25 protein-coding genes are annotated in these 22800 nt (G+C 34.5%); 10 read left to right on the forward strand and 15 right to left on the reverse strand.

Going from position 1 to position 22800, the window contains the following annotated elements:
• Positions 1–18: 18 nt before the first annotated feature.
• Together J0M15_02845 and J0M15_02850 are read right to left on the reverse strand one after the other, a co-directional pair.
• Entirely contained in the window at positions 19–1740 is a 1722-nt protein-coding gene (locus tag J0M15_02845; GenBank protein ID MBN8535966.1) for a DEAD/DEAH box helicase, read from the reverse strand.
• A 102-nt stretch (positions 1741–1842) separates the two neighbouring features.
• Positions 1843–2544 (reverse strand): hypothetical protein, encoded by a 702-nt coding sequence (locus J0M15_02850; protein ID MBN8535967.1) that lies wholly within the window; start codon positions 2542–2544, stop codon positions 1843–1845.
• 99 nt (positions 2545–2643) lie between these two features.
• Here J0M15_02850 and J0M15_02855 point away from each other — a divergent pair, with 99 nt between their 5' ends.
• Positions 2644–3516: a WYL domain-containing protein gene (locus J0M15_02855; protein ID MBN8535968.1), complete on the forward strand. Its 873-nt coding sequence runs from the start codon at positions 2644–2646 to the stop codon at positions 3514–3516.
• A 54-nt stretch (positions 3517–3570) separates the two neighbouring features.
• Here J0M15_02855 and J0M15_02860 read toward each other — a convergent pair whose 3' ends face one another.
• Positions 3571–4956 (reverse strand): lytic transglycosylase domain-containing protein, encoded by a 1386-nt coding sequence (locus tag J0M15_02860; protein MBN8535969.1) that lies wholly within the window; start codon positions 4954–4956, stop codon positions 3571–3573.
• Between the two features lie 23 nt (positions 4957–4979).
• Here J0M15_02860 and tsaD point away from each other — a divergent pair, with 23 nt between their 5' ends.
• Genes tsaD through smpB form a run of 3 tightly spaced genes read left to right on the forward strand, consistent with a single transcriptional unit; the run spans position 4980 to position 7308 of the window.
• Positions 4980–6056 carry a tRNA (adenosine(37)-N6)-threonylcarbamoyltransferase complex transferase subunit TsaD gene (gene tsaD / locus J0M15_02865; GenBank protein ID MBN8535970.1) on the forward strand — a complete coding sequence of 359 codons (1077 nt, stop codon included), beginning with the start codon at positions 4980–4982 and terminating at the stop codon, positions 6054–6056.
• Complete coding sequence (gene rsmA, locus J0M15_02870) at positions 6053–6865, forward strand: ribosomal RNA small subunit methyltransferase A (protein MBN8535971.1); 813 nt, start codon at positions 6053–6055, stop codon at positions 6863–6865. The genes tsaD and rsmA overlap by 4 nt, the downstream gene beginning before the upstream one ends.
• Positions 6856–7308, forward strand: coding sequence for an SsrA-binding protein SmpB (smpB, locus tag J0M15_02875; protein MBN8535972.1), 453 nt, complete (start codon positions 6856–6858; stop codon positions 7306–7308). The genes rsmA and smpB overlap by 10 nt, the downstream gene beginning before the upstream one ends.
• Positions 7309–7332: 24 nt before the next feature.
• Here the strand turns inward: smpB and J0M15_02880 are convergent, their stop codons facing one another.
• Positions 7333–8700 carry a hypothetical protein gene (locus J0M15_02880; protein MBN8535973.1) on the reverse strand — a complete coding sequence of 456 codons (1368 nt, stop codon included), beginning with the start codon at positions 8698–8700 and terminating at the stop codon, positions 7333–7335.
• 233 nt (positions 8701–8933) lie between these two features.
• Positions 8934–9581: a hypothetical protein gene (locus J0M15_02885; GenBank protein MBN8535974.1), complete on the reverse strand. Its 648-nt coding sequence runs from the start codon at positions 9579–9581 to the stop codon at positions 8934–8936.
• Between the two features lie 68 nt (positions 9582–9649).
• On the opposite strand from J0M15_02885, the gene J0M15_02890 reads away from it, so the two are divergent.
• On the forward strand, positions 9650–10306 hold the full coding sequence (locus J0M15_02890) for a hypothetical protein (protein MBN8535975.1): 657 nt from the start codon (positions 9650–9652) through the stop codon (positions 10304–10306).
• Between the two features lie 5 nt (positions 10307–10311).
• Here J0M15_02890 and J0M15_02895 read toward each other — a convergent pair whose 3' ends face one another.
• From J0M15_02895 to J0M15_02905, 3 genes are all read right to left on the reverse strand, one after another.
• Positions 10312–11013, reverse strand: a complete 702-nt coding sequence (locus J0M15_02895) for a PilZ domain-containing protein (GenBank protein MBN8535976.1) — start codon at positions 11011–11013, stop codon at positions 10312–10314.
• Positions 11014–11029: 16 nt separating this feature from the next.
• A complete protein-coding gene (locus J0M15_02900) occupies positions 11030–11323 on the reverse strand; it encodes a hypothetical protein (protein MBN8535977.1) in 294 nt (97 codons plus the stop codon).
• A gap of 141 nt (positions 11324–11464) precedes the next feature.
• Entirely contained in the window at positions 11465–11821 is a 357-nt protein-coding gene (locus J0M15_02905) for an HPF/RaiA family ribosome-associated protein (GenBank protein MBN8535978.1), read from the reverse strand.
• Between the two features lie 133 nt (positions 11822–11954).
• On the opposite strand from J0M15_02905, the gene J0M15_02910 reads away from it, so the two are divergent.
• Complete coding sequence (locus tag J0M15_02910; protein ID MBN8535979.1) at positions 11955–12812, forward strand: LysR family transcriptional regulator; 858 nt, start codon at positions 11955–11957, stop codon at positions 12810–12812.
• A gap of 21 nt (positions 12813–12833) precedes the next feature.
• Here the strand turns inward: J0M15_02910 and J0M15_02915 are convergent, their stop codons facing one another.
• Together J0M15_02915 and J0M15_02920 are read right to left on the reverse strand one after the other, a co-directional pair.
• Positions 12834–13265, reverse strand: a complete 432-nt coding sequence (locus J0M15_02915) for a hypothetical protein (protein ID MBN8535980.1) — start codon at positions 13263–13265, stop codon at positions 12834–12836.
• A complete protein-coding gene (locus J0M15_02920) occupies positions 13238–14563 on the reverse strand; it encodes a hypothetical protein (GenBank protein MBN8535981.1) in 1326 nt (441 codons plus the stop codon). The genes J0M15_02915 and J0M15_02920 overlap by 28 nt, the downstream gene beginning before the upstream one ends.
• A 158-nt stretch (positions 14564–14721) precedes the next feature.
• Here J0M15_02920 and J0M15_02925 point away from each other — a divergent pair, with 158 nt between their 5' ends.
• Entirely contained in the window at positions 14722–16563 is a 1842-nt protein-coding gene (locus J0M15_02925) for an ABC-F family ATP-binding cassette domain-containing protein (GenBank protein MBN8535982.1), read from the forward strand.
• Positions 16564–16565: 2 nt separating this feature from the next.
• Entirely contained in the window at positions 16566–17267 is a 702-nt protein-coding gene (gene sfsA / locus J0M15_02930) for a DNA/RNA nuclease SfsA (protein MBN8535983.1), read from the forward strand.
• 5 nt (positions 17268–17272) lie between these two features.
• Here sfsA and J0M15_02935 read toward each other — a convergent pair whose 3' ends face one another.
• The 5 genes from J0M15_02935 to J0M15_02955 all read right to left on the reverse strand — a co-directional run bounded on the left by J0M15_02935 (position 17273) and on the right by J0M15_02955 (position 20881).
• A complete protein-coding gene (locus tag J0M15_02935; GenBank protein MBN8535984.1) occupies positions 17273–18379 on the reverse strand; it encodes a CpaF family protein in 1107 nt (368 codons plus the stop codon).
• Between the two features lie 9 nt (positions 18380–18388).
• Positions 18389–18826 (reverse strand): cupredoxin domain-containing protein, encoded by a 438-nt coding sequence (locus J0M15_02940; GenBank protein MBN8535985.1) that lies wholly within the window; start codon positions 18824–18826, stop codon positions 18389–18391.
• A 28-nt stretch (positions 18827–18854) separates the two neighbouring features.
• Complete coding sequence (locus J0M15_02945; protein MBN8535986.1) at positions 18855–19133, reverse strand: cytochrome; 279 nt, start codon at positions 19131–19133, stop codon at positions 18855–18857.
• Between the two features lie 191 nt (positions 19134–19324).
• The gene (locus J0M15_02950) at positions 19325–20281 is read right to left on the reverse strand and encodes a hypothetical protein (GenBank protein MBN8535987.1); all 957 of its coding nucleotides are present in this window, start codon (positions 20279–20281) and stop codon (positions 19325–19327) included.
• A gap of 21 nt (positions 20282–20302) precedes the next feature.
• Positions 20303–20881: a hypothetical protein gene (locus J0M15_02955; GenBank protein ID MBN8535988.1), complete on the reverse strand. Its 579-nt coding sequence runs from the start codon at positions 20879–20881 to the stop codon at positions 20303–20305.
• 253 nt (positions 20882–21134) lie between these two features.
• Here J0M15_02955 and J0M15_02960 point away from each other — a divergent pair, with 253 nt between their 5' ends.
• A complete protein-coding gene (locus J0M15_02960; protein ID MBN8535989.1) occupies positions 21135–21911 on the forward strand; it encodes a thioredoxin domain-containing protein in 777 nt (258 codons plus the stop codon).
• A 235-nt stretch (positions 21912–22146) separates the two neighbouring features.
• On the forward strand, positions 22147–22689 hold the full coding sequence (locus tag J0M15_02965) for a hypothetical protein (protein MBN8535990.1): 543 nt from the start codon (positions 22147–22149) through the stop codon (positions 22687–22689).
• Positions 22690–22800: the final 111 nt, after the last annotated feature.

The raw sequence follows: 22800 nt of genomic DNA on the forward strand, positions 1-22800 counted from the left end.
AATTGTAGAAGTTCTGATTTAATCTATTTCGTTAGAAAAAAATCTTGGTTTCCTGCTGGAGCTAGCAAATTCGTCGGTTCCTGTTGTCATTTTTTTTCCTTTAATATCCTTAGAGGCTTTGACACTTCGACTTTTTGGAGAATAAGCATTATCATCTCTCGGAGTAAAAGGTCTTCTGTCATTAGGGAACCCACCACGGCTGGAGCCACCAGCACCTCGGTAATTTCCCCTAGCCCCTCCGCTCCCACTATTTCGTCTTGGAGAGTAATCTCTTCGTGGTCCTCCATAAGAGCCTTCATCGTTTCGAGAGTTAGAATAAGCGGCATCTTTAGATCCAGGAGCTGCTAATTCTCTTGGGACGCGGCCATTTAAAAAATCAAAAGGGACTTCTTCCTCGTGTTGATTTTTTTCAAGCTTCAGATTGAGAAATTTTGTGATGAGTTCTTCTTTTGTCAGTTTTTCTAAATGGGAATACTCATCGGTGGTTTTAAAAGTTTCAATAACATCTTTTTTTATATGGTTCTCAAATTTCAATAATTGTTCAGAAGCCATCTTTAATTTATGAGTGATAACTTCTTTGAAAGTGGGGATTGATCCTTTTACAAGGTTGGCTTTTGTTTTTTGGTGGATCTGTCTGAGAGTGTGCAATTCTCTTGGTGAAACTAAACTGTACGAATAACCCGTTTTTCCATTTCTGCCTGTTCTTCCAATACGGTGAACATAAGACTCGACATCCCAAGGCAGGGAATAGTTCACAACATGGGTTAAATCAGAAACATCTAAACCCCTAGCGGCAACGTCGGTGGCAACAATAACTTTAACATCCTTAGCCTTAAACTTTTTGAGGGTCCATTCGCGTTCTTTTTGCTGCTTATCGCCGTGGAGTGAATCAACAAAATAACCACGTTTGGTAAGTTGCTCCTCAACCTCAGCACACTTCAATTTAGTTTCACAAAATATAATTCCATAAAACTCGGGTAAGGCATCAAGCAGGTGAGTTAATGCTTTTAATTTTAAATCTTCTTTAACTGTAAAATAGAGTTGAGTGATTTGTGTTGATAAGGAACCCTTATTTTGGATTTCAATAGTAAAAGGAGTTTCTAAATATTGTTGGGTTAATCGTTTAATGGCGGGACTCATGGTAGCTGAAAATAACCAAGTTTTACAGGCAGCTCTGACATTTCTTTTAGAGCTTTGCTTTTCTTCATTTGCAGAGTCGGAATGAGTTCTCTTGAGAATTTCTTCTAAAGAGTCACGAAAGCCCATGGAAATCATCTCGTCGGCTTCATCAAGGATGACAGTTTTAATATCATGCAGATTAAAAATTTCTTGTTCTAGCAAATCTATTAATCTACCTGGAGTTGCTACGATAATTTGAACTCCCTTTTTAACATCATCAATTTGTTTTCGATAACTGGAGCCTCCATAGATAGGAGCAATTTTCATTTTTTTAAAAGAGCTTAATTTTTTTAGCTGATCAACTATTTGGATAGCTAATTCTCTTGTGGGGCTTAAGATAAGGGCTTGAGGAGTTCGTTGTGAGATGTCTATATTTTCAATTAGAGGAATTCCAAAAGCAGCTGTTTTTCCTGTTCCTGTTGCCGCTAACCCGATGAAATCTCCGGTATTTGTTAATAAATAAGGAATAGCCTTAACTTGAATCTCGGTGGGTTGTGTAAATCCGATAGAGTCTAGGTGCGCGATAAGTTCAGGGGAAATGGCAAAAGTAGAAAATGACATAGTTAGGTACCTTTCAGAAAGTGGCATTATAAAAGAAATTGCGCTAAATAGCTATAGATTAATAGGGTTTGTATTTATTTTATTTATAGCGAGATTGAATCATCAATATTTAAAACCCAATCCGATGAACGCAAAAAAATCACCATTGCCATTAAACTGTCCAGGATTGCTTGTAGCCGTGAGGCCGACTTGATAGTCAAGTTTATTATAGTTAGAACTTATCGTTGATCTTAAATCAAAATAGTTTTGTAGAGAGCTGACCTCAACCATTGTGTATCCAAGCTGGTTGTTCCATTTGAAGGTGCTGAAAATCGTGTAAGTCTTACCAAAACCAACGTAGCGAGAGCTTGTTTCCGTACCTTCCCAATTGCTTTCGTTTTCATAACTTACCATGTAATCAAAGACATCTAAAGTGAGTTTAAGCGTATTGCCGTTCCGTAATCTATCTTTGTAAAATTGATTCAAATTATAACCCAAAACAAAGCTGGCATCCTTGTTAAATTCAATTTTTAGATCAAAAATAATCTTTAGCCAAATATGATTATTAAAACCTTCGTAGCTGACGTTGGATCCCCAAAGGCCAATCTTGAGCTGAGGTCCGAGGGGAAAAAACAGGGTGGTTTGCAAGCTTGGATCCCGTTGGGTCTGACTCAGACCATGGTATACGAAATGAGACAATATGGTAGTGTCTCCTTCTATAGAGGAATCATTTTTTGAATCTTTATTCTGTGAAAAAGCTAAAGTTGCAAAAAAAAACAAAGTGAAAAAACTGGTGGCTAAATAATTTTTGTATGATACTTCCATAAAATTCATTATTTCTTAAAAAGTTTAACAGTTAAAGAAAAAAGTGACGAACATAATAGTTATTAAATGAAATTTAAATTAAATTAGGAAGTCAAATTCATGGATTCTCTCTTAAAAACAAAGATATCAGAAATAAACTTGGTGGCTTTTGATACAGAAACCAGTGGTTCTTATCCTGTGAAAGACGATATTGTTGAATTCGGTGCCGTTAAGTGGAAAAATGGGAAAGAAATAGATAGGATTGAGTTTTTATTCAAACCCAAAGTAAAAATGTCAGACTTTATTATCAGTATCCATGGAATTTCAAATGAAATGGTGGCAGACAAGCCGTCGATTAGCCAGAATATTCACGAAATAAGAGATTTTTTTAAGGACTCCGTGGGAATTGCTCATCATGCTCCTTTTGATCTGGGATTTATTTCCTATGTTTTTGAAAAAAATAATATTGCTTTTCCTAAAGAGCCTGTTTTGTGTACCAGTTTACTTTCAAGGAAATTAATCTTAGGGGTTGAAAATCACAAACTGCAGACGTTAATAAAACATTTTGGATTTCCGAGTCTGGCTGCCCATCGAGCTTACGAAGATGCGAGGGCCTGTATGTTTGTTTTTAATGAGTGTATAAAATCTCTGAGCACTCAAAAAACTGGTGTGACCAGTTCTGATTTGACAAGCTCAGATATCACTTTAAGCGAGCTTATAAAGTTTCAAGGCAAAAGTTTACTTTGGCAGAACTACTCGCTTTCTTTAAGTTCGTCTAAAGAAATTAATGTTCTTGTGAAGGCAATTGAAGAATCAAAGCAAGTTCAGTTAGTTTACGCTAAAGGTAATAAAAAGAATCAAATAAGATCTCTTCAGCCGTTGGGAATTGTAAGAAATCCCGATGGGGATTATCTCCAAGCTTTTGACCCAACTGAAAATAAGGCCAAAAGATTTTTACTTGAATTTATTAAAGATGTAGTCAGTATTTACTAGGGACTCAGGCAATAATAAATTGCTTGAGTATTCGTTCAATACCAAATAAGTTTGCTATTTTGTATATTCGTTTCGGGCAACTTTTTGATTTTCCAATTTTGCTAAGTCTTGAACTTTATCTGGTTGAATGAAAACAGTTAGTCCTTTGGGGAGAGGTAGATTTAATTTTACAGCTTTTTTTAAATCAGGGTTGAAATCAACAAAATCATTTTCAGTGATATTGATGTTTTTAAAAATCTTTTGAGGCCGTATTCTTTGGGTCAGCTTATAGGGAGTAAAAATCAAAGTAGGAACAGGGACGATATTTTCAAAAATCTTGTCAGAATATTTTTCAACATACAATGCGGCTAGAAACTCTGAATAAAAATTTTCAGAGGCAAAGCTGAATCGTTTAGATTCGAAATAGGTTATTATATTTACAATGTCTTTTGTGTTTAAAGTTTTAACGGCCTTTCTCAATCCAGCGGGTCCATGATTCCAAGCCGTGATAGCTAAGGGCCAGGATCGTCCCATTATCAAATAATTTTCTTTGAGAAGTTCAGCTGCTGCTTCTGTTGATTTAAGAGGAGATCTTCTTTCGTCGATAAAAGAATTGATGACTAAGAACTTTTTGCCAGTATGATTCATAAATTGCCATAAACCAGCTGCGCCTACTTTGCTGGTGGCCGTTTTGTCAAAACTACTTTCAACTAAGGGTAGTCTAGAAATTTCAGGAGGCAGACCATGCTCAATGAAGATTTGTTCCATATGTGGTAAGTACCTGTTTGCTAATTGCAAACCTTTTTGAAAAAAGTCTTTTTGGCCTGTTTGTACCCGAATACGGGTCATGGCAGTTCTGATGTTTTTAGTCAAAGAACCCGGAATGCTTTTAAGCATCATAAAGTATTTAGTCTCTTCGTCATCTAAGCCTAAAGAAGATGGATCATAATTTACTGTAGGCTGGCCAGAAACATTTTTTTTAAGTTTTTTATAAAGAGAAGCAATCTTAGATTTAACGAACTGCAATTTTTTTTCAGTTTCTTTTTCAGCCTTTTCTGGGTTAATCCAATTGAAACGAGCTGGGCGGGCTAAAATGTCAGAAATATTAAACACTTCATATTTAATCCATGGATAATCCAAGTGATGAATAATTTTATTTTCTGATGAATATTCAGAGTAAATTTCAATCCAGAAATTAACTCTACTTTCTAAACCTTTAGGAACTTCAAAGTTTTGGGAAATTCTTTTTTCAGTATCCTTAAGAATGTCTGTACTTAAGATTTTTGTAAATAATGACTTCGGGGTCGGCGCTCCCAGCTCATTTGGGCCAAATCGAAAATTATCTATGATCGACCAATTTGCGGGCGAGTATGAAGAATTTTCAATCAAAAAAAATCCTGAAAGGCTTAAAAACAAAAATAACATTGAACGAACCTGAATAGACTTATCATTTTTTTTCATATCTGGTATGATCAGCAACAGTTATGCCAAATATTAAACTTATTTTGTCAATTGAAACGAGTTGTGATGATACTTCTGTGGCTTTGATTAATGATCAGGGAGAGGTTTTGCAGCTAATGTCAGCAAATCAAGACCTTGCTCATTCACCCTATGGGGGTATCGTCCCAGAAATAGCAAGTAGGAATCATACTTTCAATTTATTGCCTTTAACAGACGAGTTATTAAAAAAGGCAAATATCAATCTAAATCAAATCCAAGGGGTTGCCGTGACGAACCGACCAGGATTGATTGGTGCTTTAATTGTGGGTGTGACCACAGCTAAAAGTTTAGCCCAATCATTGGGTGTTCCTGTGATTGGAGTCAATCATTTGGAAGGACACTTATTAGCTTCCTTTTTAAAGGATAAGGAATATGAACAAACTAAAAATTTTGATTTTCCTTTCATAGCTCTTGCTGTGAGCGGCGGACATACTAGCTTATATTTAGCTAGCGATTTTGGAAAATATCGAATCATCGGAACTACTAAAGATGATGCTGCTGGAGAATGTTTTGATAAATTTGCTAAAATGTTAGGATTTGATTTTCCTGGCGGTGCAAAAATTGATAAATTGTCCCAGAGTGGAAATACAAAAGCGTTCGACTTTCCAAGAAGCATGATTTTGGAAGAAACATTAGACATGAGTTTTTCTGGTTTGAAATCATCAGGGCATCGATTTATTGAAAAGAACTCAAAGGAATTTGTTCAAGAAAATTTAGCTGATATCTGCGCTTCTTTTCAAGAAGCCATTGTAGATGTCTTGATTTCAAAGTTGGATAGAGCCTGTAAAAAATATTCCATTCAGAAAGCCGTTGTCACAGGAGGAGTGAGTGCGAATTCGAGGTTAAGAGCTAAAGCCTATGAATGGAGTCAACAAAATAACATATTATTATCCATTCCACCTCTAAGATATTGTACAGATAATGCGGCGATGATTGGATATGTTGGAATAAAAAGATTAAATGCAGGCGAAAGATCGACGATGACACTTGGACCTTTTCCTGAGATGAAGGAAAGTGATTTTATTCAAGACTTTGCCCAAGTCAAAGAGACCAAGCAATGACCGCCAAAGAGAGATTAAATTTATTTTTCAATTCAAGTCCTATCTATGCCAAGAGATCTCTTGGGCAAAATTTTTTAGTTTCTGACTATGCGATTGAAATGATGTTAAATAAATTAAAGGTGATTAATTCTGAAAACATAATAGAAATAGGACCCGGTCCTGGGGCTTTAACCGATTTAATTTTAAAATTAAAAAAGAATTACTCAACTATCGAGCTTGATCAGGTCTTTGCTGAGTACTGGTCCTCAAAAGGGATAAAGGTCTTTAATCAAGATGCTCTTAAATTTGATTGGGATTTATTTGAGAATAAACTAGATTCCACCTTAATTAGTAATTTGCCATACCAAATTTCTTCGTCGATAGTCATTGATCGCTCAATGGATGATGCTCCCTTCTCAAATATGGTATTAATGTTTCAAAAAGAAGTAGCTCAAAAGATAAGAGCAAAAAATAAAACTTCTGATTTTAGCTTGTTGAGCTTAATCGCTCAAACTTTTTGGCAAATGGAAACTCTTTGTGATTTAGGTCCACGGGATTTTACGCCGGCTCCGAAAGTGGCCAGCAGGGTATTGCATTTTAAATCGAAGAAAACAGAGATTAAAAATAAAAAAAACTATTTACAATTTTCAAAAGCGGCCTTTAAGCAAAAAAGAAAAATGCTCAAATCAAATTTAATGCAATATAATAATTTGAAAGAACTTGATCTTTTAGATGTAATGGCCGAGCTTAAAATAAGTAAAACAGCGAGGGCCGAAGAGCTAAGCACTGAAGACTTTGTTAATTTATATCAGAAGCTGGGATATTTGTGAGCATTTTAATTATACAGGATAATAAAAAAGCAAGATTTGATTATGAAATTCTTGAAACCTATGAGGCCGGAATTGTATTAACTGGGAGTGAGGTGAAATCCTTAAGAGATAAAAGCGTTCAATTGAAAGACTCCTATATTTCCTTTATAAAAGATGAGGCCTATTTGCAAAATGCCCACATCAGCCCTTACAAGGCAAGCAGTTATAACAATCACAGTCCTGAGCGTCTAAGGAAGTTACTCCTTCACAAGGAAGAGTTGCAGAAAATTTTTGGTAAAATAAAAGAAAAGGGACTTTCGTGTGTTCCTTTGAAAATTTTTTTTAAAAAAGGCTTAGTGAAACTCGACATTGCCTTGGTCCGAGGAAAAAAACTTCATGATAAAAGAGAAACCATTAAAAATCGAGATGCTGCTAAAAGACTTAAAAATGACTTGAGAACATAGGGAACAAAAATAGGAACAAGAATTTTATTTGTAGAACCTGAGGCACATCATATTTATTTTTTCATTTCCAATCATTTCGCTAAAATAAGTAATTTCAGCTATTAAATTATCCTGATGCTGGAGACTTAAGTCAGAAAGAATTCTCAATTGGTTGACTTGAAAATCTATAAATTTTGTTTCTCCATTTAAATTAAAATACTCCATAGCTTTATTTATTTCGTCCACTTGCGAATGGAAAATGTTTGAAAAACTCGCACCCTCTGCCAAAAGAATTTCTATTTTTCTTGAAACCATTTCATTAGGCGCATTGCTTCGATTTATTTTTTCAATCAACACAGAAAGTTTTTCCAAGAACACATGGGTACGCTCATTGATTCGTTCAATAATGAGAGGAATAGAAACAAGTGCCTCACTAGAGCTGAAATTTGATTTTGAAATCTCAATGATGCGACCATAATAATATTTTAATTTTCCTGGAAGACTCAAAACTTTACTTCGAAGTTGCTCAAGTTTTTCTAAACCTTTTTTTAACTGATTTTCTTCATAGTGTTTTTTTATTGCGATAGGAAAGTCCTTCTCCAATTCCTTTAAATTATTGGTCGTTTCGGATTGCCAATTTCTAAAGTCTGAATACGACTGCGACAAACGCGATTTATAATTTGGAACTCCAAAAAACAATGGTTTTTTTATTCCAGGTAAAGATTCTTGAATGCGAATAAGATTACCCGCTTGTTTTTCAATCACATCTATAACTGACTGAACAAGGGGCTGAATAGTTAAATCCACTTGTTTTTGAAATTCAATCAGATTGGATAACGCTATTTTCATCATCTGATTTTCCATATAAATTTTTTGATGGAGATTATCGGAAGAAACTCCAAACATGTGATTTAGTGGTATTGAATTTTGCATAAATCGAATTGTTAAAATGATCCCATGATGAAGCGCCACTAAATATGCCTGTGAACTCTTGTTCACTTGTCTTGGGTCATTCATCTCCTCTTTCATGGATTTTTCTAAAGTTGAAATGATTGATTTTATATGTTTCAAATTTTGACTAAGATTCACTGTTTCGTTCTCTTTTAAAGAAGGATGAAAGATTTTGTTTAATGATTCAATGGCTGAATCAAAGGCAGGAAGAGGTGGATTTTCTTTTGAAATCAGGTAATTTGAGACATATTCTTGGATAAGAAAGTCGGCTGATTTCATTACAAATAGTCTATTTTGGTTATCCGCATCTACTTCAAGTTGTGATTTGACGGTTTGAATTGCTGGCAGGAGCCCAGTTAAGAACCCAACCCGGTGTGAAATCAATTCTTCAGCTGTTTCTGCGTGAAACAAAGAAAAACCAAATGCCAAACTTGGTAAGATGTGTGACCAAAAAAATGACATAAATAGGAGGAGCTGTTTTGTTTTATGCGTCTTAGTAGTCATAATATGAAGGACACTCAAAAATAATGCCAAAAATTTTCAAAAAGGTTTAGTTCGTAGTACGGTACGTAGTGAAGAATAAGCTCCCCATAAACTTTTTTATAAAAATTGATATTAATTTTAGAATGCAGGGAAAGGATTTTATTTTACCTCAAGGCCTATTATTGTGAAAACATTTAGGATAGTTTGAGTTTTTAAGCAGATTTTTTCTTTTTTTGATTTAACTGTTGTGTGGGATGTTGAGAGATTTCCTCAAATTCGAGTCCAATTCTTTGAGATTTAGAGATAACTAGATCTCTCCAAGCTTGGTAGGAATCTCTATTATTTGGGTCAACAATGATGCTTTGTAAAAGTTTTAATTCAACTTCTGTGTTCGTTTTGAGTGACCTTTGAAAGTAGTCATAAATAATCTTAATTGATTTAAAATCATCCTTTGTTTCATCAAACTCAATTTGATGTTGCCAGTGTCCTTGCATCATTTGTTGTAGATGTTTTTCAATTTGATGAATAGGATATAAAATATTCTTTGTAAACTTAAGTCCAAAGTATATTGAAAAAGTTAAAAGCGATAAGAAGCTCATGCCAAAAAGCATCCAAATCCAGCGTTTTTCTTGATTCAAGTTCTCTACAAGTTGAGGATACAAATCAAATGCTAGTTTCTCAAATAAGATATAGTTTTTTTCAAGAAGATAGATTAATGGTAAGCTAGTGCTCGAAAACGCAACTAATAATATAACTGAAAATATGGCAATATATCTCCATTGGAATTGAGTATCGTGGATCGAATACGATTCTCTTGATTTAGAGTTTTTTGAGTGCCATTTCCTTGGTCCAAATATCATACTAGTCCTATCGGTTTTTTTCTAAAAAAATAATTACAAAATTAATTTTTAGCTTTAATCTAGTCTTAATGAATAAACGAAAACTAGTGACATCCCTACTTTTAGCTATAAGTGTGAGCTCTTGCAGCCATTCGACCTCATCAAAATCAGACTCAACTTTGGTCGGTGAAAAGTATTTGCTTTTGGAAGACAGATCTAGGCTAGAAGAACTTCGTAAGGAAGTTCCAAAAGAGAAAAAAATAGAAAATGATGAGTTTGCATTGAGTCTCCAGTGGATGAATGAGGTAAAGCTCAATCCTTCGGACATACGGTCCAAATTTTCAGATCGAGTTTCTAAAAATAGAAATTCATTTAACCGTGATTTAAACTCTGTTCGTGAAGAATTTACTAAAGCCGAAAGACAAAAAAGAGAAGAATTTAACAGCAATATGGGTTCAGAAAGAGCAGCGATTTCTAGTCGGAAGAAAAGCTTTAATGACAAAAAAGTATTGTACGATGAACTTGAGAATAAACGAAAAGACTTTTCAGCAAAGCAAAAAATTGAAAGGGATACTTTCGAAGAAGAATTAAGAGAAAAAAGAAGATCATTTGAAGACTATATTAAACAGAAAACGGACACATTTAATATGGATTTAAAAACTTATACGATTGAATTCAACGAGAGAAAGAAAGTCGAAAACCAAGTCAAAAAAAACTTGGTCAAACAGCCAGCTAAAGAGCCTTAGGACTATCAGGTTCCTATTTTAGAAAGAAAGTTTCGATAGAGGTCCATATTTATGGAATACAAAAGTTTTTCATTCTCCTTTGTAATTTGAAAAAATTCAAATCCATAGTAAAATAAAGAATATTTCTTTCCTGCAAGGGTTTCCGTCTCTTCTTTAAAGTGTCTAAGAACAGCTTGTGTTTTGACGACATCATTTGCCATCACTTTAATTTCGAGATCCATGAGATCATCTGGCTTTGCATTTTCAAGTGAGCTTTTGAAACAAACTCGAATTCCCGTTTTGCTTAGGTCATAGACGTTTCCAATTTGAATCAAATTGTTTTTCGTTTTGACAATGACTTTAGAGCTTATAGATTTGGGAAATACAAATCTGAAGTTATCTCTTCTTTGAATTTGAAAAACATCAATGTCTAAATTTAGATAAATTGCGAACTTATCTTTAACAAATGATGTTTTGAAGAGGTATAAGTCCTTTTTTTTATGGATAAATTGACAAACGACTTCAGTTCCGGACAGAATTTCTTTTTCAGCTTCATTGAATTTAAAATACAGCCTATTTGAATTTGTGATCTGAGAAGGCGTTATTGGAAAAAAATCTGAATCAGTTTTACAAATGATATCTTCAGGATATTTAACTAAGTCAGAGAAAACAGCGTTTCTTTCTGAAGTGGATATTTTTTTAAATTGATTATTTCCCTTTAAATCCATAATACTGATATTTGCATTAAGCAGCTTTAGCCGTTGGACTAACGATTCCTTTGCTGGCCAGGGCTTGACAGCAACTCGCCCAAAAAGTTTCTTTTAGTTTCAGCTCATTGGAAGTAAATTTTAATTTGGGAAAATCATTTTTATCTAAACAGTCAATAAACGTTTCTTTTGAACAATTTCGAAGAATTTTTATCAACATATTGAAGTGAACATCTGTAAAGTTTTTCGAGTCGACCATGATTTGCTTTAGGCCCTTCTCGGGTGTTTGGGATAGAAAAGTGTGAATTTCATTTGAATCGTATTGAGACATGTGACCTCCATTGTTGGTTCTCTATCGGAATTTAGAAATAAATATTTAAAAATAAATTTAATAATTTGGCTGAAAAAAAAAGCGACGGATTTTATCCATCGCTTTTTGGTGCTAGATTCGAGCCTCCCTAACTTATTGTTTTCAATAAGTTAAAGCATGTTCTCCTCTTCTTTTGAAACGACGATGATCGTTTTTTTTGGTTGAACACTTAGATAATGAGGCACTCACAGCTTTTGTTGCATTTTTAATGGCTAGGTATAAATCTTCCTCCTGTTTTAGATATTTTTGGTAATTTTTGTTAAATTCTGTTTTAAGTATAATTTCACAGCTAAAAAGTGGGTGCCGGTACTCAGTTCTGGCCCGAATAATATTCAAATAGACATCAACATCAGGACTTTCGACATGGAATTTATTAAAAATATCGTCTAGGCTATCGAGTAAAAAATCATTAACGGCCTCAGACTTACTCATATTGTTGAAGTGAACATTGATTCTCATAAACTACCTCCTATGTTTAGCATCATTATGGAACAACAATATTCATAAATAAAATATATAATATAAATACAATACATTTAAAATATTTATATGTTTACTTTGGAGATTATTTTGTTACATTTAACTTGAAGTGTTGAACTATAATCATCTGTATTATTTTTATGAAGTGGCAAAGTTTGGAAGTATTTCCCATGCGGCTAAATATTTAAACCTTTCTCAACCCTCACTTAGTATTCAAATTAAGACTTTAGAAGGGAATTTAGGGTTCAAGCTAATTGAAAAAAAAGGACGAAATATAGCTTTAACTGAAAAAGGTCAAAAAGTCTTTTCTCAGTTTTCACGAGCCTTTCAATCCACACAAGATATGTTTTCTCGTATTGACAATAAAGACTTGAACAAATCACTCAAGATTGGAATCAACTTTGAGGTAGAGCCGGCCTTCGTCCTAGAAGTTTCTCAAAAGGTCCTTAAGAAAGTAAGTCATTTAGATAAAGTTAATTTGTCTTTAATAAAAGAAGAGCATTTGTTAGATAGGGATCCCTTCCTTGAGTTGGACATGTACATAACGAATAGAAAAAGCACAGAAAGCAAGGTGTTTTTTCTTTTTAAAGCAATAAATATTCCCATCAATTTGTTTCAATCTAGAGTCCATAAAGTCAGTGAGGGAAATCTAATTTTGCCGGGAAAAGATCTGGTTTTAAGAGATGAAACGGAATTTTTTTTAGCGCAAAACACGATTGAACATTTGACTCCAGTGATTGAAACTGATTTTGTTTCATCCATAGTTAGATCGGTAATAGATGGATATGGAGTCTCGTATTTGCCCATTTCTTATATGCTCGAGCCAATGCAAGAGGGACTCGTTATGAAAAGTGGTCCCAAAAAAGGCTATTGGCAACACTCACTTTTTGTTTACTGGAAAAAACAAGATTTTTTGGCTGATTGGATATTTCATTTTTATAAAATATTAAGTCACAGTATCAAGGGTTAGGATTTTATATTTAATATAAAGTTATTCACAAAAGTTTTTAAGTATTAAAAGAGCTTCCCGCGCTTCCTTAGATGGTTCTCTCACTTTTCTTGTATGATCCATATCCTCAAATTCGATTTGATGTGCTGTTTGTTGGCATTTTAACTTAGTAATTTTATCTTTTGTCAGAATAAAAACAGGCTCCATCGAAAGGAAAAACATATAGATACGATCTGTTTCTATAGGGGTTTTGGTATTGCCTTTATTCTCAGAATCTTTGATAGCAAGGGATACAATTTTTTCAAATTTTTGTAACAGTATAATTTTATTTTCTAAGTTTTTCTCTTGAGAAAGCGATTGATTTAATTTCTTTGATTCAATATATAAATCACTAAGGCTTTGTGACTTGGACCAGGCAAACAATGAAAAAAATAAAATAAATTTAACTACGGATTTGGATAATTTATAAAGCATAAACTCTCTCCTTCCTGTTGTTCGGATGAACCAACTTGTCGTTGAAAATTCGCTTGTATTCTAGGATATAAGTCATTTTTTTTGTTAGCAACTTCCTTGATATAGGCGCTTGTTTGTAGTGCCGAGTTTATGGTCCTAGCATTCGAGTTTGGCGTTAGTCGAGACAACTTTAATTTTACAAATTTAATTCCTTCTCTACCGTAAGCTGCAGTGGTTGCACTTTTGATCGCTTCAGCCCAGTCGGCAGAATCATAAGTAAAAGAATTAAACTTCTTTAATTGTGGAATTATATAATTATCTCTTAATGTTAAGTAGTAACCAATCGAATATATTAGACTTCGTGCGAGGCCATCACCTGGGCTAACCCAAGCGCAGACATCATTGGTATAGATTTTTGAAGGTGGTTTGTCTAATACATTTTTAAACCCATTGCAATGTTTTGATTCACTTTCGGAGAGCTTTGCTAAAATAGCTTTTCCACTTTTTGATTCGGATAATTCTCTTATTGCAGGACTAGTAAGCTGTCCGATAGAAATGCCTTTTGCTGGATCCGCAAGCGTATAGTTAAAAGCACTTTCATTGGTTAATTTTTCAAAAATAAGTTTTGAGTCCAAGGGGCCAAAATCAGTTGTTTTACTTTCAGAAAAACATTGAATTGCTGAATTAACGGAAAAAGAAATATAGTCAACCATGGAATCGTCGATACATTCTTTAATGCTATTGTCGGGGATTTTTTTATTCAGTCGCTTTTTCTCAGGAGAGGATTTATCAATAGCAGTATTGCAATAAACACTATTTCCTCCAGTTTCATTTTTCATTGCCTCTGAAATGCAAATCGTATTTATAATTGAACTTTTTGAACTATTTTTTGGTATTATTTGGGTGTTTTCTTGGATTGAATTTCTTTGCTGCTTTTCGTATCGAAGGTGCTCCCAATAATAGGTAAGTGTTTCCCAAAGTGCCAATTGAGGAAAGATAGTAGACATCAATTTAAAAGTCGTGTTGATGGCTTTTTTTAAAGGGGGTCTTGCTATACCATTACAATTCTGAGGTACGTCATTTTCCTCATTGCTCAATCTTTTGTTTTCTTCCTCTTTCTCTTTTTTAAATTCTAGGTAGGCTCTTTTTAGATCGGAATTAGTGTCTTGAGTGAAAGATGTGATCCATTTAGTACCTTTCGCATCTTTGCCATTAATGCATTTTAAGGTATTGGCCTGCGCTGATTGTGCGGAGCTATATGATACTGAAAGCGCAATAATTAAATTTAATAAGAAAAAGATGGATCTGCACTTTTGCATGTGAATCTTTTCGGTTTTTATTACAATAACTAAATGAAATTAAGGGACTATTTTAATAATGAAGTCAATTTACACCGGATTTTTCAATGAGGACGAATTCATGTAAGTCTCAACCAAAAGTCTGGTCAATTTCTGTCAGATAAGTTATGGTTCTGCCTATGAATCTGTTGCAATTGCAAAAAGCAAATAAAAGTTTTGGGACCAAAGTTCTTTTTCAAGAGGCCAGTTTTTCTGTCAATGAGGGCGAACATATGGGGGTGATTGGGCCAAATGGTGCTGGAAAGTCAACCTTGTTTAAGGTCCTAGTTGGTGAGCAACTTTTAGATAGTGGGCAGCTGATAAAGTCTCAACAGTTGAGAATCGGGTATTTAGAGCAGGAATCGGAGTGGAATTTATCGCAAACGACGGAAGAATTTTTGAATGAAAATTGTAGTAAGAAAATATGGGAACTCAAGATTATTGGAGAAAGTTTAGGGTTAACAGAGACGCATTTTAAAACGCCTTTACATCAGTTAAGTGGTGGTTATCGGATGCGAATGAAACTGGTCTACTTGATTGGACTTGAGCCTAATCTGATGTTGTTGGATGAGCCAACAAATTTTTTAGATTTAGAAAGCATCTTGGCTTTAGAAAATTTTTTGCAAAATTATGAAGGTGCTTTTTTATTGATATCGCACGATCGAGAGTTTTTAAGAAGAACCACAGAGTCAACTCTTGAGGTGGAGGCAGGAGATATTACTAAATTCCCTGGCCAAATTGATGATTATTTTGAACAAAAAAATCAATTAAGAATTATTTTGGAAGCGCAGATTTCAAATCAAGAAGCTAAAAGAAAAAGTATTCAAGATTTTGTCGATCGATTTGGGGCAAAGGCTACAAAAGCCAAACAGGCCCAAAGCCGATTAAAACAACTTGAAAAAATGGAACAAATCGAAATCAAAGATCTCTCTGTTAAAGCTAAGATAGCCATACCTGTTCCTATTCATACAGGCAAAGAGTCGTTGTATTTAGAAAATGCTGATTTGGGCTATCAAAATAATGCGATTCTTAAAAATGTCACGTTGAGGTTGAATCGAGGAACTCATTTAGGAATAGTTGGTGTTAATGGCGCTGGAAAATCCACCTTATTAAGGTCCTTGTCTGGAGTACTACCATTAATTAAGGGAACATTGACCTTGGGTTACCAAGTAAATTTAGGATATTTCTCGCAACATTCTGCAGATCAGTTAGATGAAAATGATAGAATCATTGATGCATTAGAAAAAGCAGCTCATCCTGATTTAAAAAATCAGGAAATTTTAAATTTGGCTGGATCCTTATTATTTTCAGGTGATGCTGTTTACAAAAAGATTAAAGTTTTATCCGGTGGCGAAAAATCAAGAGTCGCCCTGGGACAGATTTTATTAAAACGTTGTCCCTTTTTATTGTTGGATGAGCCCACAAATCATTTGGATTTTGAAACCGTGGAGGCCTTAACGGAAGCCTTGAGAGAGTTTGAGGGTACACTTGTTGTTGTCAGTCATGATCGGTCTTTTATTCGTAGAGTGTCAAGTCAGATTCTAGAAATAAAAGACGGAGGAGTGGATATTTACCCAGGAACCTATGATGAATATATTTGGAGCGTTCAAAGGCGTCAAAAAAATTCTATTTCAGATAAATCTAAATCTGAAATAAAAAATCATTTAGAGCAGGATGAACAAGTTAAAGTTTCTATTCCTAAAATTAATTTTAAAGAAGAAATAAGAAAACAAAATGTCAAAAACAGGGAATTTCAAAATCAATTATTAAAGATAGAAAAACAGTTAAAATTAGTAGAAGAATTAAGACTGAAAAAAACAGAAGAATTAATCTCAGCAAATGGCCATAAAGCGATGGAATTGGTGAAAGAGCTTAAAGAACATTCAGACGAAATTATTCGTATCGAAAATGATTGGGTTTCGGTGATGGAAAACTTAGATAGAGGATTAAAAAAGGTTGAAGATTGGACTAAGCAAAAATGAGGATAAGGTACGTACAACAATTAGAAACAGGTATTCTATTAAAAAGGTATAAAAGGTTTTTTGCCGATATACAGTTTCAGGATAAACAAATTACGGCTCACGTTCCCAATACAGGAAGCCTTAAATCTTGCTTATTTGAAGGTCAGAAATGCTATTTTTCACATTCTTCTAATCCTGAAAGAAAATTAAAATACACTTTGGAAAGTTTAGAGACACCCACAGGATTAGTAGGTGTTAATACACAGATGCCTAATCAGCTAGTTAAAAAGGCTTTGGAAAATAAATTTTTAAAACAGTGGAAAAATTTTGATATAATAAAGCCAGAATTTAAAATTAGTCCTGAAACGCGTATTGATTTTCGCGTTGAAGACTCCAATTCAAAAAAAGTTCATTATATCGAAGTCAAAAATGTGAGCCTCAAAGAAAAGGGAGTGGCTCTTTTTCCTGATGCTGTAACTGCCCGGGGGCAAAAACATTTAAATGAGTTAATGAAACTTCAAAAAGAGGGGAATACTTGTGAAATTATTTTTGTGATTCAGCGTGATGATGTGAAATCTTTTCAGGCAGCGAAAGAAATAGATTCTGATTATGCAAATCTGCTAAAACAAAGTCATGACTTAGGAGTTTTGATCACTCCGTTAGTTTGTCATTTGAATGATCAAGAGATTTTTTTAACGAATGAAATTCTACCGGTAGAATTTTAATTTGATCAGGCGGCTTTATTTGGAACAAATAGATCTTTATCAAAAAGTAAATTGTTATCAATGATTTCAGAATAGAAGGAGGGTCTTTGTCCTGTAGGTTCGAGCTGTCCTTCCAGTTTATCTCCTTTTCTTACCAGTCTTGGGATTTTAAATATGGGAACGACATTGTAACTGCCATCTGGATGGAAACCATGTACCTCGCTAATTTCTGTTATTCTTCTTGATCCGTCACCAAGTCTGGATACTTGGATGATCATCTCAATGGCTGAAGAAACCTGGGAACGTAAGGCTTTTTCGCTGATCTTTGCTTCTCCACTTTGTGCTAGAGCCTCCAATCGAATGATGGCATCTTCTGGAGTGTTAGCATGAACCGTTCCCATGCAGCCTTTATGGCCTGTATTCATCGCATTGATGAGCTCAATAGCCTCGCTAGAGCGAACCTCTCCTACAATAATTCTGTCTGGACGTAATCTTAACGAGGATTTCAACAAATCTTTCATTGAAACTTCAAACTTACCTTGAGCATCGGCTTGTCGTGTTTCAAAAAAAACAACATGTTCATAAGTGATTTTTAACTCGTTTGAATCTTCGATGACAATAATTCTTTGACCAGGTGGTATATGGCTGCACAGTAAAGTAAGCAAAGTGGTTTTTCCCGAACCAGTTCCCCCACTGACAATTATATTTTTTCCAAGACGCATACAAATGACTAAAAAGAGAGCGGCTTTTTGTGATAAGGCCATTTTTACATAGTCGGCCCAACTGATTTTGGCTTGAGTAAATTTACGGATACTCACAATTGTTCCCTTTAAAGAACAAGGGCGAATAACTGCGGCTATCCGGGATCCATTTTGCAATCTGGCATCTAATCTTGGATTTTCGTCATTGATTCTTCGACCAACACTTTGTGCTATTGAATTAACAGCTGCAAGCAAGACATCATCATTTGCAAATTTTGCTGGAGCTCTTTCTAATTTCCCTTTTTTTTCAATAAAAATTTCTTCTGGTCCATTAATTAAAATTTCTGAAACCTGGGGGTCTTCCATGTAAGGCCAGATCACTGCCATATTTTGTTTAATCGCATCATCAAAAACATTGCTAATGGTGGACATCTAGTTTCCTTACTTAGAGTTTTCTGAGGCCAGCTTTCTGTCTTCAGGCACAATAATCACTTTCCCTTTCATTTCAGTTTCTGGACAATTAAAGGAAAATATTCCTTCTAATTTCGGATTTATTTGAAATGTTTTGGGCTTGCCAAAAAGAGTGTTGTGATATTCTGAAAAAGCCTCAAAGGAAAAGCTAATATTTTTATTTTTCTCACTAACGTTAACGATGTGGAATTTATAATTATTTCCTTTTTTTAGCTTAATCGTTTCGGGGACAAATCCCGTATCTGTATTCATAATCACGATCTCCTGAGTGGGACCAGTGGACTCAAAAACGGCTTCAAATAAGCTCATTTCCTTTTCTGATTTTAGAGCTGCAGGTGATCTTGATTCGTCCTTTACTTTTTCAAAATCAATTTGTCGTCGAGACAAATCAATTTCCCAAGCTTTGATATGAACCGATCCAAAAAAAACAAAAAAACTAATGAAGAGTCGAACGATCTTGATACTCGCAGAATTCACGAGCAACCTCCATGGCTATATATTGCAGGTCCTTTTTATCCATTTTTCTCATCTCTGAAAGTATTCGTTCATAATCACTGGAACAGGAATTAATTTTTTTAAATGTTTGATATACAGTTTGAATATTATTTTCCATTTCATTAGATATTTGGCTCCAATCCATATTTAAAACGGGGTCAATAGCGCCAACTGTATAAAGAGCATCAAAAACTAATTGTAAGTTACCTTGTAAAAACATATTTCCTCCGAATTCCTAAGGGATTGTTTGAAAATCCTTTTCAAACACGTTCTTAATATGAAATTCGGCAGAATCAAAAATTTCTTGAGTCAAAATGAGATTATTTCTAAAAATAGGACCTAGAAGAAGATCCAAATGATTTTACGGTCCAACGAAGTAGATGACCTTGTGGGGACATTATCGAGTTAGTATTATTTGAAGCATCCTGATTCATTATTTAACCAAGCATAAAATGCTTTATCCGTAGGAAATTTAAAGTGAGCGTCCTTAGACCCAATAGGTCTTGACCACAGTTTTTCAAAGGGAACAGAGCAGGGAGAAAATCCAGCTTTGTGAATGGTGGCTTTTGTTGCTGTTTCCATGTGGGATTTGGAATTTCCGTCAAGGCCCGTAGTCTGAATCATGATATTTTTTCCAGAATAGTTGAAAGTGCCAGCACTTCCTACTTTGACTGAACTTTCACTAAGTACACCTGCTTTGATTTTTCCCGTTGTTGAATCGAATACGATTTCTTCTTTATTCGCTAGGGTGACATTTATTTCATTATTTTTTTTATTTACTTTGTAATTCGGCACTTGATCTCTGGGAATAAAGACAACTTCGGTTATATGAGATACCGCCTTATCTGTATTGTGATAGCCATCTAAAATGGTTAACCCCGTATCTTGTCTGGCAAAATTTTGGTGATGAAATTCAAAAACTCTTCGATCGATAAATTCTTTTCCTTGTCCGATAATATCAAATCGGTAGGGTCTTTGTTTTTTCATTTCATCAATACTTGTTTTGCCGGTTCTTAAATCTTGAAGAAATGAAGGATAGCATCTCTCAGTGCGAACGTCTTCACCGGTGACACATCCCAATTGGGGCGGCTCTTTCTGAGGGTTTTCATCTGATTTAAATAGCCAAGTTTGACTGTCCTTCTCTGGAGGCAAGGACTCTAAAGGCAAAGTAGATTTAGCAACTGAAGTTTTAGAGTTGTTACATTCAGGGTGCGGAAAACTCTTTGAGTAGTTCAAATTAGTGAGTGCCGACAATTTTTCCCAAATTTGGGCAAAGAAATTAGGTTCAGTGACTATTTCCTCAGAAAAGGCTTGGTTAAAACCAAAAAAGAGCAATGAAATGGTAAAATTAAAGCATAATTTTTTCAACAGAGTTCCTTATGGTAAATATCACTTTTGACTTGAATTCTTTTTATGCTCATCCAGGATGATCTTGGCTAATTCACTTGGGGAGACCCCCTCGGTCATCAGTCTTAGTTGTCTTTCTTTTCTAGCTTCTTTGGTAAGAATTATATTACTTTCGGAAATTTTAATAAGCATTTTCATCTCAAAGTTGCCATCTTTTATGTCGGGTTTAAATTCGGAAATAGTATTTTCTAAAAAAATTGAATAGGTGACTTGAACATCCCTTTTAAAGTTTTTGGTGTTCTTAAGGGCATAAATTGCTTCTTGAATCAATTCTTCAAATATAATTTCATAAGAAGATTCCTGATCAAGTTGATTGCGCAAAGGATCTCTCACTTTATTTATCATATCATCCGTATTAGGGCGTGAAAAAATGGCCTGGAGCGCTTCTTTTAATGGAACCAGTTTTCCTGAATAAGCCGATTTTGATTCTTTAATTTTATTTTTTATTAAGGCATTCATTTGGTCCAAATTTTTTAAAGTTAATTGATGATAAGTAAACAGAAGTCCCGCATGGGCTACTCCAGTTACAAAAAATAGGATCAAAGATGCTTTCTTTAACATATGAGATTTCACCCCGGATTAGATGATTAAATGAACCCGACCTCGTTTAAGTGTAACTTATGATATGATAAATTTTAATTTAAAGATTGTTTTCAATTTAAAGAGCTAGACTCTCGTCTTGCTGAGTAACTTATGGTTTCATTGATATGCTAACGCGATGATTCAATGGGTAAAAATATTCCTAATTGAGATTATTAGTGTCAGACTATTTTTTAATTAATTTAAATAATAAATTAGCAAATTGGAGGCTATTTTGAAAAGAATATATAAGGTTTTGTTAACGGCTTCGTCTTTATCCCTAACTTTTTGTGCCCCTACGGCCAAGCAGATAAAAGAAGTTATTGAAAAAGATCCATCAATTGTTTTTGTCGCAATTGAAAAGGAACCAGAGAAATTTATTGAGATCGTTAATAAGGCAGCACAAGAAGCTCAGAAGAAACAGCAAGAAAAAGCGTTCGATGAAGAAAAGAAGCAGCGAGATGCTGAATTTGCGAATCCATTGAAGCCAGAGATTCAAGATGATCGAGTTATGTTTGGTAAAAAAGATGCCCCAATCACTATTGTTGAGTATTCTGACTTTGAGTGTCCTTATTGCTCTCGGGGCTATCAGACGGTTAAGCAAGTAAAAGCTGAATACGGTGATAAAGTAAGAGTCATTTTCAAACATTTACCACTCGACTTTCATCCAATGGCAGAACCAGCTGCCAGATACTTTGAGGCTATTGCCATGCAGGACCATGCTAAAGCTGAAAAATTTCATGATGAGATCTTTGAAGGTCAAAGCAATCTTAAGTCTGAAAAAGAAGCCTTCCTTAAAAAAGTTGCTAAAAACGTAGGTGCTAATATGGCAAAGCTTGAGAAAGACTTAAAAGATGAAAAAATTTCTAAGAGAATCCGCGCTGATATGGAAGAGGCTCAAAAATTTGGAATCAGAGGAACCCCTGGTTTTGTAGTAAATGGAGTATCGCTAAAAGGAGCTTTGCCTTTAAGTGAGTTCAAGGATGTTATCGACAAGCATTTAAAGAAATAATTTTTCTAAAAATAGATTGTCTAAAAATCGTTTGCCTAAACAAAAAAAGCCGCCTACGCGGCTTTTTTTGTTTAGGGTGACTAAAAATGTCAATTTTTATCAAATAGAATTTTTATTGATATAAACTGAAAAGAAACATCTGTAGTAGCTAATTTTTTCAAATCACGAAACATATTGTTGTTAATTTCAAATTTTCATGTATTTTCCATCTCTGACAATTTTAATAGGAGATGATATGAAAATGAAAGTTTTAAGAAGTATGATTACTTTGATATTTATTTTGTGTTTTGAAAAAATATTACTAGCTCAGGAATTGAGACAAGAATTTACATCAAGTTCTGGAGCTAAAATAGTATTTAACTATTCTTTCGAAAAAGATTGCTTAAAATATTCTGATAACAGTGGGCATATGAACGCTTTAAAGGTCGCAAACCCTGTGCAGATTAGCGTTTATGGTGTTAACACCCTTTCGGCAGCAACTGCTGAAGTTGAGTTTTGGGCTGTGAGCACAGTTTATCACGGCGGTGCTAAACCAGAATTATTTCGAGTTTACAATCACTATGACAGAATTGTTTCTCTAGCATCTGCAAGTAATTCATTGACGGGGAACTTAGGAAAAGTTGCCGTAAGACTTAGCAATGGTGGAGCCGCTACTGATTATAAAATAGTTCAGAAAATTAGAGTTAAAGTTAATAACAAAGCGCTCGTTGATCCCATTAGCAGAACTGATCAATTTCTTGTATCTTTAGACAATGGTGTCGCTTGTTTTAATTTGTGATTTCTAGTAGTAGCTTTTTAGGCAAAGCTAGGATCTTCTAACTCAAATGGTCCCATGAGGTTCGCAGACCTATGTAAGTAAGCAACTCAAGGGCGTTCTTCTGAATTTCAT

Source organism: Deltaproteobacteria bacterium (assembly GCA_017302835.1).
Lineage (GTDB): Bacteria > Bdellovibrionota > Bdellovibrionia > Bdellovibrionales > Bdellovibrionaceae > UBA2316.